The organism is Lysobacter sp. ESA13C (assembly GCF_019970005.1).
Taxonomy (GTDB): domain Bacteria; phylum Pseudomonadota; class Gammaproteobacteria; order Xanthomonadales; family Xanthomonadaceae; genus Lysobacter; species Lysobacter antibioticus_B.
Map to the genome: position 1 here is coordinate 1 of NZ_JAHXYK010000005.1, position 12,420 is coordinate 12,420.

The 12,420-nt window shown below is 68.4% G+C and carries 10 protein-coding genes; all 10 read left to right on the top strand.

The window, feature by feature from the left end; all coding sequences use genetic code 11:
* The first annotated feature begins 118 nt into the window (after nucleotides 1–118).
* The 10 genes from pilO to LC490_RS11345 all read left to right on the top strand — a co-directional run bounded on the left by pilO (nucleotide 119) and on the right by LC490_RS11345 (nucleotide 12,363).
* The gene (gene pilO, locus LC490_RS11300) at nucleotides 119–826 is read left to right on the top strand and encodes a type 4a pilus biogenesis protein PilO (RefSeq protein ID WP_223620244.1); all 708 of its coding nucleotides are present in this window, start codon (nucleotides 119–121) and stop codon (nucleotides 824–826) included.
* A 58-nt stretch (nucleotides 827–884) separates the two neighbouring features.
* Complete coding sequence (locus LC490_RS11305; protein ID WP_051885112.1) at nucleotides 885–1,379, top strand: pilus assembly protein PilP; 495 nt, start codon at nucleotides 885–887, stop codon at nucleotides 1,377–1,379.
* Between the two features lie 177 nt (nucleotides 1,380–1,556).
* The gene (gene pilQ, locus LC490_RS11310) at nucleotides 1,557–3,476 is read left to right on the top strand and encodes a type IV pilus secretin PilQ (protein ID WP_223620481.1); all 1,920 of its coding nucleotides are present in this window, start codon (nucleotides 1,557–1,559) and stop codon (nucleotides 3,474–3,476) included.
* A gap of 347 nt (nucleotides 3,477–3,823) precedes the next feature.
* On the top strand, nucleotides 3,824–4,852 hold the full coding sequence (locus tag LC490_RS11315) for a MoxR family ATPase (protein WP_031372624.1): 1,029 nt from the start codon (nucleotides 3,824–3,826) through the stop codon (nucleotides 4,850–4,852).
* A 67-nt stretch (nucleotides 4,853–4,919) separates the two neighbouring features.
* On the top strand, nucleotides 4,920–5,816 hold the full coding sequence (locus LC490_RS11320; RefSeq protein WP_031372623.1) for a DUF58 domain-containing protein: 897 nt from the start codon (nucleotides 4,920–4,922) through the stop codon (nucleotides 5,814–5,816).
* On the top strand, nucleotides 5,813–6,268 hold the full coding sequence (locus LC490_RS11325; protein ID WP_223620482.1) for a DUF4381 domain-containing protein: 456 nt from the start codon (nucleotides 5,813–5,815) through the stop codon (nucleotides 6,266–6,268). Before LC490_RS11320 ends, LC490_RS11325 begins: the two co-directional genes overlap by 4 nt.
* Nucleotides 6,268–7,269, top strand: coding sequence for a VWA domain-containing protein (locus tag LC490_RS11330; protein WP_223620245.1), 1,002 nt, complete (start codon nucleotides 6,268–6,270; stop codon nucleotides 7,267–7,269). Before LC490_RS11325 ends, LC490_RS11330 begins: the two co-directional genes overlap by 1 nt.
* Nucleotides 7,266–9,053: a VWA domain-containing protein gene (locus tag LC490_RS11335; protein WP_223620246.1), complete on the top strand. Its 1,788-nt coding sequence runs from the start codon at nucleotides 7,266–7,268 to the stop codon at nucleotides 9,051–9,053. Before LC490_RS11330 ends, LC490_RS11335 begins: the two co-directional genes overlap by 4 nt.
* A 5-nt stretch (nucleotides 9,054–9,058) precedes the next feature.
* Complete coding sequence (locus LC490_RS11340; protein ID WP_223620247.1) at nucleotides 9,059–10,777, top strand: BatD family protein; 1,719 nt, start codon at nucleotides 9,059–9,061, stop codon at nucleotides 10,775–10,777.
* Nucleotides 10,778–10,983: 206 nt separating this feature from the next.
* Complete coding sequence (locus LC490_RS11345; RefSeq protein ID WP_031372618.1) at nucleotides 10,984–12,363, top strand: dicarboxylate/amino acid:cation symporter; 1,380 nt, start codon at nucleotides 10,984–10,986, stop codon at nucleotides 12,361–12,363.
* Nucleotides 12,364–12,420: the final 57 nt, after the last annotated feature.

A 12,420-nucleotide genomic window follows, 5' to 3' on the forward strand; every position in this document is an offset into this window, starting at 1 on the left:
CGCCTGCGGGGGCCGCGCAACCGGCCGCCGCGCCGGCCAAGCCGGCTGCTGAAGCCGCCACGCCTGCTGCCGCGCCGGCCAAGCCCGCGTCGGCGCCCACCAAGACAGGAGCCGCGTCGTGAGCAGAAAGGCTTCTATGAAGAACCTCGACATCAACAACATCGGCGGCTGGCCGCGAAAGGCTCAGATCATTTTCTGCGCCCTCGTCGGCGTGGTGATCATTGGCCTGGCCTGGTGGTTATTCGTCAGCGACAAACGCACCGAGCTGGAAGGGCTGGAGCGTAAAGAGAGCGATCTTCGCACCACCTTTGAGACCAAGCAGGGCCGGGCCGCCAATCTGGAGCCGCTCAAGCAGCAGCTCGTGCAGATGGAGCAGCAGCTCCAGCAGATGCTGCGCCAGCTGCCGAGCAAGACCGAAATGCCCGACCTGATCGTCGACATCTCGCAGACGGCCCTGGCCACCGGCATCTCGAACGAGCTGTTCCAGCCCGGCGCCGAAGTTCCCAAGGAGTTCTACGCCGAAAAGCCGATCGCCTTGCGCATGGTGGGCACCTACCATCAGTTCGGCGCCTTCGTTAGCGGAGTTGCGTCGCTGCCGCGCGTGGTCATCATGACCATGCACGACATCTCGCTTAAGCCCAAGGGCAAGAACAACAAGGACGCGGTCGGCGGCATTACGCCGAACAGCCCGCTCGAACTGGCCGGTACGGTCAAGACCTACCGCTACCTGGACGAGGAAGAGATGGCTGCGCAAGCTCCGGCCGAAGGCGATGCCGCCGACGACAAGGGCAAAGGCAAGAGCAAAGCGAAAAAGGAGGAGAACTGAGATGGGCACCGCCTTCGTTCTCAATCGTTCCTTCGTCAACGGCCTGTGCGCCATCGCCATGGCGCTGCTCGTCAGCGGCTGCTTCCGCAGCATCTCGAGTACGCCGGGCGACGCGCCCAACCTCGAGAAGTGGGTGGCCGAGGTCAAGGCCAAGCCCGCGCCGCCGCTGGATCCGTTGCCGGTCATGCAGCAATTCGAAACCTTCGAATACGCCGCGCAGGACCTGCGCGATCCGTTCAGCACCGCCTTCACCGACGAGGACGACGGCTCCGGCCTGCGTCCGGACAAGGTGCGGCGCAAGCAGTTGCTCGAACAGTTTCCGCTCGACGCTCTGGACATGGTCGGCACGCTCGGCCGCGGAAGCGGTACGGTGGCGCTGGTGATGGCGCCCGACAAAGTGACTTATCGTGTTCGACCCGGTGCGTACATGGGGCAGAACGACGGTCGTGTGACCGCCGTGACTGAGGAGCGCATCGACTTGGTGGAACTGGTGCCGGACGGCGCAGGCGGTTGGCTGGAACGTCCAGCTTCCGTGGCGCTCGAAGATCAATGATTAGGGGATAGCATGATGATCGTACTCAACGCCAAATCCATGCCGTCGGCTCGACGCCCCATGGCTTCCGGTCCGCGCATGGCCGGACTCGTCGTCGGCCTGCTGGCTGGCATCAGCGCCGTCCACGCGGCGCCGCCTGCGGCTGCGACCACGGCACCCGCTGTCCAGGCGCCCACGGTGCAGGTCGCGCCGACGCCGAGCAACGACCCGAGCAAGCAATTGCCGGGCACGATCTCGGTGGCCAACATCGATTTCAAGCGCGGCGACGGCGGCTCCGGCAAGCTGATCGTGCGTTTCAACGGCGACGGTGCACTGCCGGACCTGCGTAACCAGGGCTCCGAAGTCCTGGTCAACGTCGGCAATGCGCAACTCCCCGCTTCGTTGCAGCGTCCGCTCAACGTCAGCGATTTCGCCACGCCGGTGCAGCGCGTCGAAGCGCGCACCAGCGGCACCGGGACCCAGTTGGTGCTCAACACCAGCGGCGCCTACGACACCATGGCCTACCAGACCGGTCGCGAATATATCGTCGAGGTCGTGCCGCGCACGGCGGCGGCGGGCAATCGCGCGGTCGGTGCGGCCGGCGCCAAGTCGGCGGCGAGCGCAGCGGGCAGCACCACGGGCTCCACTCAGCCCGGCGTGGTTCGTTCCTACTCCGGTCGTCCGGTGACCTTCAACTTCCAGGACGTGCCGGTACGCACCGTGCTGCAGTTGGTCGCCGAAGAGTCCAACCTCAACATCGTCGCAGCCGATACCGTGCAGGGCAACGTCACCCTGCGCCTGGTCAACGTGCCGTGGGACCAGGCGCTCGACATCGTCCTGCAGGCCAAGGGCCTGGACAAGCGCCGCAGCGGCAACGTGGTGTGGGTCGCTCCGCAGGCCGAGGTCGCCAAGTACGAGCAGGACCGCGAAGACGCGCGCATCGCTCTCGACAACCGCGTCGACCTGACCACCGAATACATCCAGATCAACTACCACAACGCCGCGCAGATTTATAAGGCGTTGACCGAGGCCAAGGGCATCGGCGGCAGTGGCGGTGGCGGCGAAAGCGGCGGCGGCAACAACGAAAACGGCTTCCTCTCGCCGCGTGGCCGTCTGGTCGCCGACGAGCGCACCAACACCTTGATGATCAGCGACATTCCGAAGAAAGTCGTGCAGATGAAGGAACTGATCCGGGTCATCGACCGTCCGGTCGACCAGGTCCTGATCGAGGCCCGCATCGTCATCGCAACCGAAAGCTTCGCCCGCGACCTCGGCGCCCGTTTCGGAGTTTCCGGCCAGAAGGGCGACGTGATCACCAGCGGCACGCTGGAGAGCATCAACAACTATCGCAACACCACCGCCAAGAATGAGCTCATTCGCGACCAGGCCAGCAAGCTGACTGCAGACGCCGATCTGTTCCGTGTCTCGGATCCGGCCAAGGCAACCTCGTTGCTGGACCAGGCGCGTTCGCTGCTGCAGACGATGACCAATCCGGCGTTCCTGTTCCCGGCCAGCCTCAACAGCAATGTCGGCATCGCCAATCCGGCCGGCGCGCTGGCCTTCACGATCCTCGGCAAGTGGGTCAACCTGGACATGGAATTCACCGCGATGCAGACCGAAGGTCGCGGCGAAGTGGTTTCGAACCCGCGCGTGGTCACCAGCAACCAGCGCGAAGCGGTGATCAGCCAGGGTCAGGAAGTCGGCTACGTGACGATCTCGCCGCAGCAGGGCGGCAACAGCGTCCCGATCCCGAACGTCCAGTTCAAGGACGTGCTGATGGAGATGAAGGTCAACCCGACCATCACCAACGATGGCCGCGTCTTCCTCAACATGAACGTGAAGAAGGACGAGATCGAGGGCTTCATCGACACCTCGATCGGTCAGGTGCCGCAGATCAACAAGCGCAACATCAACACCGCGGTGCTGGTCGAGGACGGTCAGACCGTCGTGATCGGCGGCGTCTACGAGTTCCGCGATCGCACCGACCTGTCCAAGGTGCCGTTCCTGGCCGACATTCCTTTCCTCGGCAATCTGTTCAAGAAGAAGAGCCGCAGCAAGGAAAAGGCCGAGCTGCTGATCTTCGTCACCCCCAAGGTGATGAAGGTGACCCAGCGCTGATCCACGGCGTCGAGCGTCCGACCCGAGGACGGGCGGACAGATCAGTCGCATCGCAAAGAGGGCCTTCGGGCCCTCTTTGCATTTCTGCCCTCGGTTCGCACAAGCTGAATGACAGTCGGGATCGCAACCCAGCCGCGGTCGCCTTCGAACCGTCGCGCGAGGACGCCGCAGCCGGCTTTAAACGGCGGCAATCAAGCACTTGCGTCGTACATCGCGTGGATTCGACGCGGCCAAACCGCGTTCGCGGCCGCTGCGGTTTCGAACCCTTAATCGCGCTTTTTGAACCCCGATGGCGAACTTCGGTCAAAATCGGCCTGATCTCGCCTTCGATCGTCATTGGATACCGGATGGACAGCAGCCTCGATCGCACCCGTGACACCGTTCCCGCGCAGGCCGGCGCCGAGACCGCGCGCCTGCACGATGCCTTCCGCGCCCTGCGCGATGCGCTCGCGCTGGAGATCGTCGGTCAGGCCGAACTGATCGAACGGCTGTTGATCGCCTTGCTCGCCGACGGCCATCTGCTGGTCGAGGGCGCGCCGGGCCTGGCCAAGACCAGTGCGGTGCGTGCCCTGGCCTCGCGCCTGGAAGCCGATTTCGCCCGCGTCCAGTTCACGCCCGACCTGCTGCCGGCCGATTTGACCGGCACCGAAGTCTGGCGCCCGCAGGAGGGCAGGTTCGAGTTCCAGGCCGGGCCGATCTTCCACCCGATCCTGCTTGCCGACGAAATCAACCGCGCGCCGGCCAAAGTCCAGTCGGCGCTGCTCGAGGCCATGGGCGAGCGCCAGGTCACGGTCGGCCGTGCGACCTATGCCTTGCCGCCGTTGTTCCTGGTCATGGCGACGCAGAACCCGATCGAGCAGGAGGGCACCTTCCCCTTGCCGGAAGCGCAGCTCGACCGCTTCCTGATGCATGTGCGCATCGGCTATCCGGAAGCCGCCGCGGAAACCGAGATCCTGCGCCTGGCCCGCGAACGCGCCCGCCAGACCTTGCAAACCGCGACCACGCCGGTCGAGAAGATGCCGCAGGCCGACGTGTTCGCCGCGCGCGCGGCCGTGCTCGACCTGCACGTGGCGCCGGCGGTCGAGCGTTACCTGATCGAAATCGTGCTGGCCTCGCGCGACGCCGCGCGCTACGACGCGGCGCTGGCGCGACGCATCGCCTGGGGCGCCAGCCCGCGCGGTTCGATCGCGCTGGAGCGTTGCGCCCGCGCGCATGCCTGGCTCGCAGGCCGCGATTTCGTCACCCCCGACGACGTGCGTGCGATCGCTCCGGAAGTGCTGCGTCACCGCATCCTGCCGAGCTACGAGGCCACCGCCGAAGGCTGGGACGGCGACCGCCTGCTCGGGGAATTGCTCAAGAAGGTGCCGTTGCCTTGAGCGCCGCGATGCGCGAATCGGGATCCGGGATTCGTAACGGCGACATGCGCGCAAGCGGAATCGGCCGATGAGCGAAGGCATCGTTCCGGGGCTGGCGGAACTGGTCGCGCTGCGCGCGGCGGTCAGCGGGCGCCGCAGCGCGCGCCTGGGCCGTCACGGCGTCAGCGGGCAGGCCTTGTCGCCGTTGCGCGGGCGCGGCATGGAATATGCGGAGTCGCGAGAGTATTCGCATGGCGACGATGCGCGTCATATCGATTGGCGCCTGACCGCGCGTACCGGCCGCGCGCATACCAAATTGTTCCAGGCCGAGCGCGAGCGCTTGACCTTGATCGTCGCCGACACCGCGCCTTCGCTGTATTTCGGTACCCGCGTACGCTTCAAGTCGGTGCAGGCGGCGCGCGCGGGTGCGGTCGCGGCCTGGGCCGCGGCGCGCGACGGCGACCGCATCGCCGCGCTGCGCGGCAGTCTGCGCGAACCGCCGGTGACGCCGGCTTCGGGCCCGCGCGGCGCCTTGCGCGTGCTCGATGCGATGGTGCGCTGGTATGCGCAGCCGCCGGCCGACGATGCCGGCCTCGAGGTCGCGCTCGATCACGCCGCGCGCTTGTTGCGGCCGGGTTCGCGCTTGATCGTCCTCGCCGACCCGGCCAGCATCGCGGCCTTGCCGCAGCGCCGCTGGCCGGTGCTCGCCCAACATCATGAAGTGATCGTGCTGCTGCTGACCGATCCGATCGAAACCGAGCCGCCGCAGACGGCGTTGCCGTTCAGCCGCGATGGCCAGCGGGTCGAACTCGATCTCGGCATCGATGCGCAACGCAAGCGTTGGCACGATCAGTTCGTCGCGCCGGTACAGGTCGCGCTGGAGAAACTGCCGGCGCGCGGCGTGCGCGTGCAGGCCTTGTCGACCGAGGCGCCGAGCGAATCGTGGTTGCCGCTGTTGGGCCGTTCGCGGCCGTTGGTGGCGTGATGGATGCGACCTTGCCGCTGCGCGATGTCCACCAACCGGATGCGCCGTCCCTGTGGCCGCTGGCGCCGGGCTGGTGGATGCTGATCGCCGTGGTCGCGATCGTCGCGCTGTCGGTATATCTCTGGCAGCGTCGCCGGCAACGGCGGCGGCGCGACATCGCGCGGGTCTTCGATCAGGCACTCGAAGCCGTCGCCACGCCCGCGGCCGAAGTCGCGGCGATGTCGGAGCTGTTGCGTCGCGCCGCGCGTCGCCACGATCGCGAGGCCGATCGCCTGCAGGGCGAGCAGTGGCTGGAGTTCCTCGATCGCGGCAGCAAGCGCAGCGACTTCGTCGACGGCCCCGGGCGCCTGTTGCTCGACGGCGGCTATCGGCGCGAGGCCGATGCGGCCCAGGTCGCGGCCTTGCGCGAACTCGCCCGGCAACGCTTCCTGCGCTGGATGGGGGCGCGTTGATGTCCTTGCTCAGCGATTGGCGCGAATTGTTCGCATGGCCCTGGTGGCTGTTGGCCTTGCCGTTGCCTTTGCTTGCGCGTTGGCTGTTGCCGGCCGCGCGCGATGCTTCGGCCGCACTCAAGGTGCCGTTCGGCGAGCGCCTGGATGCGATCGCCGCAGTGGGCGGACGCAGCCTGCGCGGCGGCAGTGCGGGTTGGCTGCTGTGGCTGGCCTGGGCAGTGTTGTGCATCGCCGCGGCGCGCCCGCAGCAGCTCGGCGAAGCGGTGCAGCCGCCGCAGGTCGGTCGCGACATGATGCTCGCCCTCGACCTGTCGGGCAGCATGAGCGAGCCGGACATGGCCCTGAACGATGCGCCGGTCGACCGCCTCACCGCCGCCAAGGCGGTACTCGCCGACTTTCTCGATCGCCGCGTCGGCGATCGCATCGGCCTGATCGTGTTCGGTCGCCGAGCTTACGTACTCACGCCCCTGACCCTGGACCGCGACACCGTGCGCGACCAGCTCAAGGACAGTGTGGTCGGCCTGGCCGGGCAGGAAACCGCGATCGGCGACGCGGTCGGCCTGGCGGTCAAGCGTCTGCGCGAGCAGCCTTCCGGCCAGCGCGTGCTGATCCTGCTGACCGACGGCGTCAATACCGCCGGTGCGCTCGATCCGAACAAGGCCGCCGAGCTCGCGCGCGATCATCAAGTGCGCATCCACACCATCGCCTTCGGCGGCGACGGTTCCTTGTCTCTGTTCGGTTTCAAGATCGCGGTGCCGGGCGGCGATCCGCTCGACGAAACCTCGTTGCGCGCCATCGCCCAGACCACCGGCGGGCGTTTCTTCCGCGCCCGCGACACCGCCGAGTTGGCCGGCATCTACGCCGAGATCGACCGCATCGAACCGGTGCAGCGCCCCGGCAAAGCGGTGCGGCCACGCATCGAACGCTATGTCTGGCCGTTGGCGGCCGCGTTCGCCCTGGCTCTGTTGGCCTTCGCGTGGCCGCGACGGAGGCTGGCATGAACCCGTCGCTGTGGCTGCAGAATCTGGCGCCCTTGCAGTTCTTGCGTCCGCATTGGCTATGGGCCTTGCTGGCGCTGCCGTTGTTGGCGTGGGTGTGGCGCCGTCGCCGCAATCGCAGCAGCGTGTGGCGCAGCGCGGTCGATCCGCATCTGCTGCCGCATCTGCTCGACGGCCGCGACGGCCGTCGTTCGCGTTTCGCCGCGGCGACGGCGGTGTTCGCTTATGCGCTGGCGGTGTTGGCGCTGAGCGGGCCGAGCTGGCGCCAGAGCGAGCAGCCCTTGTGGCAGGGCAGCACGCCCTTGGTGATCGCGCTGGACCTGTCGAGCCGGACCCTGGCCGGCGACCTGCCGCCGACGCGGCTGGCGCAGGCGCGGGCCAAGCTCGCGACCTTGTTGAAGCTGCGCGATGGCGGCCAGATCGGCTTGGTCGTATACGCCGACGATGCCTATACGGTGGCGCCGCTGACCGACGACGCGCGCAACGTCGCGGTGTTCCTGGATGCGCTGTCGCCCGATGTCATGCCGGGCGACGGCCAGCGCAGCGACCGTGCCGTCGAATGGTCCGCGCGCCTGCTCGCCCAGGCCGGTTTCGAACGTGGCGAAATCGTGTTGATGACCGACCGTGCCGACGCGGCCGCGCGCCGCGCCGCGGCGCAGGCGGCCGATCGCGGTTATCGCGTCTCGGTACTGGGCCTGGGCGGCGAAACCGCGACCCCGTTCCAGCGTCCCGACGGCAGCATCGTCAACGTCAAGCTGGATGCCGATTCGCTGCGCGCACTCGCCGCCGACGGCGAGGGTCGTTACGCGAGCATCGGCCGCGGCGATGAAGACTTGCAGACGCTGCGGTTGCTGGCGCCGGAGGTGACCGAGGCCGGCAGCGCGCGTGGCGAGAAGAGCCTGGCCCGCGAAGACAACGGCTATTGGCTGTTGCCGCTGTTGATGCTGCTGGCCTTGTTCGCGTTCCGCCGTCGCAGCGGCGTGGCCTCGGTCGTGCTGGTCTGCCTGTGCTGGCCGGCGATGCAGCCGGCGCAAGCGCAGGGCCTGTGGCAGCGCCCGGACCAGGCCGCGCACGAACGCATGCGCGAAGGCACCCAGGCCTATCGCAAGGGCGAGTTCGAGCGTGCCGGCGAGCTCTATCAGCGCGCGCAAGGCGCCGATGCGCAGTACAACCTCGGCAACGCGCTGGCGCGCCAGGGGCGTTATCCGGACGCCATCGCGGCCTACGATCGCGCGCTCAAGCTGCAGCCCGACATGGCCGACGCCCTGGCCAACAAGCGCGCAGTCGCAGCGGCGATGAAGCGCCCGCCGCCGCCGAAGGGCGGTGGCGACGGCAAAAACTCGAAATCGCAGGACGGCAAGAACGGCCAGAACGACAGCCAAGGCCAGGATTCGCAGAAGGGGGGGCAGCAGGGCGGGCAACCGCAGCAGTCGCCGGCGTCGCCGAAGCCCGTGCCGCCCAAGCCCTCGCAGGACTCCGGCGACCCCGCCCAATCCCAGCCGAAGCCCGGTGGCGAATCCAAGCCGTCCGACCGCGAAGCCCAGCGCAAGGCCGATGCGGCCCAGCGCGAACGCATGCAGCGCGAACTCGCGCGCCAGGGCAAGGACCCTGCGCAACAGCCTGCCGCCGGGCGCAAGCCCGGGCAGGAAACACCGGCCGAGCGCGAACGCCGGCTCGCCAACGAAGCCTGGCTCAAGCGCGTCCCCGACGATCCGGGCGGCCTGCTGCGCGAGAAGTTCAAGATCGAATACGAGCGGCGCCAGATGGAAGCGCTGCGAGGGGATTGAAACCGATGTCGCGATGGATGGGCCAACTTGGGTTGTGGTTGTTGCTGGCGACGCTCAGCACGGGCGCGTTCGCGCAAACGCGCGCCTGGCTCGACCGCGAGCGCATCAATGCCGGCGAAACGGTGACCTTGAACGTCGAGACCACCGGCTCGCTCGGCAACAGTCCCGACTTCGCTCCGCTGCGCAGCGATTTCGTGTTGAGCGCCAGCCGCAGCAACAGCGAGATGGTGCCGGGCAAGAACGGCCTGGCCGTGCGCAGCCAATTCTCGGTGCTGCTGCAGCCGCGCCGCAGCGGCCGCATCGCGATTGCGGCGCTGCAAGTCGGCAGCGAGCGCACCCAGCCTCTGGCGTTGGAAGTGCTGGGCGAACCGGCCAGCGCGCCGCAGGGCGCGGGCGGCGACGTCTTCATCGAGAGCGAGGCCGACGACCTCAGCCCCTACGTGCAACAGGCAGTGGGCTGGGTGGTGCGCCTGTACGCGGCGGTGCCCTTGCTGGCCGGCAAGATCGACCAGCCGGTGCCGGAGGGCGCGTCGTTGATGCGGGTCGGCGACGACGCGCAGTACAGCCGCGATATCGCCGGACGCCGCTACACCGTGGTCGAACGGCGTTTCCTGCTGGTGCCCGAACGCAGCGGCGCCCTCAGCGTGCCGGCGGCGCTGTTCGAGGGGCGCAGCGCGCCGAGCTTCATCGACCAGATCATGGGCGGCAGCGGCGACGAACTGCGCGCGCGCGCCCGGCCGCGCAATCTGAACGTGCAGGCGCTGCCGGCCGACGCGCCGCAGCCGTGGCTGCCCTTGCACGACCTGAGCCTGCGTTATCGCTCCACGCCGCAGGAACTGCGAGTCGGCAGCGCGGCGACCCTGGTGGTCGAGGCGACGGTCGACGGCGCCAACGCGGCGCAGTTGCCCGGGCTGGAACTGCCGCCGATCGACGGCGTGCAAGTGTTTCCCGAGCCGGTCCAGGCCGACGACGGTTTCGCCGACGGCCGCCCTCGGGTGAAGCTGACGCGCAAGTTCTCGCTGGTGCCCTCGCGCACCGGCCCGACCCGGCTCGACGGCCTGCGCATGGAGTGGTGGGACGTCGCCACCGGCAAGCCGCGCAGCAGCGCGCTGCCGCCGCTGTCGTGGACGATCGCGGCGGCGGGCGGTGCGGCCGCCGCGGCTCCTGCGGCTGCGGGTGCCGCAGGGGCGGCCACGACCCTCGCCGATGCCTTGCCGGCCGGTGCGGCGGGAGCGGCTGTCGGCGCCGCGCCCGCGGGCGGCATCTCCAGCGCTTGGGCCTTGGCGGCGCTGCTGTTCGCGGCGCTGTGGTTGGCGACCTTGGTCTGGGCCTTGCATCTGCGCAGCCATCCGGCCAGCTTGCTGCCGAAACCGGGCGCCGAGGCCACTGCGGAGGCCAGCGTTGCGGTGAAACGCGTGCCGGTCAACGTGCCGGCTTTGCGCCAGATGATCGATCTGGCCGATTTCGACCACATCGCGACCGTGCTGCGTTCGCTGGCGCATCCGCCGGCGGCCGACGACGACGAACTGGTCGAGCGCCTGGCCGATCCGGCCCAGCGCGAGGCGGTACAGGCCCTGCGCCGCGCGCGCTGGGGCGGGGGCGACGGCGTCGCCGCGCGTGCGCAACTGCGTCAGGCCTTCGCCCAGGGGCCGTCGTGGCACGAGGCGGAGCAGACGGCAGCGTCACCGTTGCCGCCGCTGTATCCCCCGCGCAAGCCGTCCTGAGCGAGCCCTGCTTGAGCGAGCCATGTTCGAGCGAGCCATGCTCGAACGAGCCCTCCTAAGCCGGCCGGCGCCCTGAGCGGGCGCCGCGATCGCCGCTCCGCCCGCCGACGCGTGCTCCGCCGGCCTCGGCCGGTATGGCTGCGACGCAGCGAGGCCGCCGCAAGCCCCTGGTGTATCCTGCCCGCTGTTTGGGCCAGGCCGGATTCATGAGCGAAAACCTTAACGCGCGCAAGCCGCTGCCGTTGCATTGGAAGATGGCGATCGGCTTCCTCGCGGGCCTCGTCCTCGGCCTGATCGTCTACGCCGCCGGCATCGGCAGCGTCACCTACGCGCAACTGGCCGGCCAGGTCTGTCCGGCCACCACGGCCGGCGCCGACATCGCCTGGCAGTGCCGCCCGCTGCTCAAGCTGCTCACCGAAACCGTCACCGGCCCGGCCGGCGAAATCTTCCTGCGCCTGATCTTCATGTTGGTGATCCCGCTGCTGTTCTCGGCGCTGGTCATGGGCGTGAGCGAGATGGGCGACATCCGTTCGTTCGGCCGTGTCGGTTGGCGCACGCTCGGCCTGACCGTACTGATGTCGGCGCTGGCGGTGATCCTCGGCCTGGTCATGGTCAACCTGTTTCAGCCCGGCGCCGGCGTCGACCCGGCCCAGGCGCAGTTGTTGATGAGCGAGAACGCCGAGCGCGCGCAGAGCATCGTCCAGGGCAGCGCCAATGCGCCCAAGGGCATTCAGATGCTGGTCTCGATCGTGCCCAGCAACGTCATCCAGGCCGCCGCCGACGACGCCATCCTCGCGGTGATGTTCTTCGCCCTGATGATCGGCGTGGGCATGGTGCTGACCCGCTCCAAGGCCGTGGACACTCTGCGCGAAGGCATCCAGGGCCTGTTCGACATCTCCATGACCCTGATCGGCCTGGTCATCAAGCTGGCGCCGTACGCGGTGTTCTGTTTCATGTTCAACCTGGCTTCGGCGTTCGGCTGGGACCTGTTGTTCAAGCTCGCCAAGTACGTCGCGGTGGTGGTCGCTGCGCTCGCCATCCATCTGTTCGTGGTCTATTCGCTGGCCCTGAAGTTCATCGGCGGCCGCTCGCCGATGGAGTTCTTCAAGGGCGTACAGGAAGCGATGGTGCTGGCATTCTCGACCGCGTCGAGCAACGCCACCCTGCCGACTGCGTTGCGCGTGGCCGAAGACGAGCTGCACTTGCCGCGTCGGGTGTCGCGCTTCGTGTTGACCGTCGGCGCGACCGCCAACCAGAACGGCACCGCCTTGTTCGAAGGCGTCACGGTGATCTTCCTGGCCCAGTTCTTCGGCGTCGACCTGAGCCTGGGCCAGCAGGTGATGGTGATGCTGGTGTGCATCCTGGGCGGCATCGGTACCGCCGGCGTGCCCTCGGGCTCGCTGCCGGTGGTGGCGATGATCTGCGCCATGGTCGGCGTGCCGGCCGAGGGTATCGGCCTGATCCTCGGCGTCAATCACTTCCTCGACATGTGCCGGACCACGCTCAACGTCACCGGCGACATCGCCATCGCGGCGATGGTGTCGCGCGGCGTCGCCGATCCGCCGGCCGAAAGCCTGGCGGACTGAGGCCGCTGCCCGAGCGCACGAAAACCCGCCTGAACGGCGGGTTTTTCGTTTGCGCAA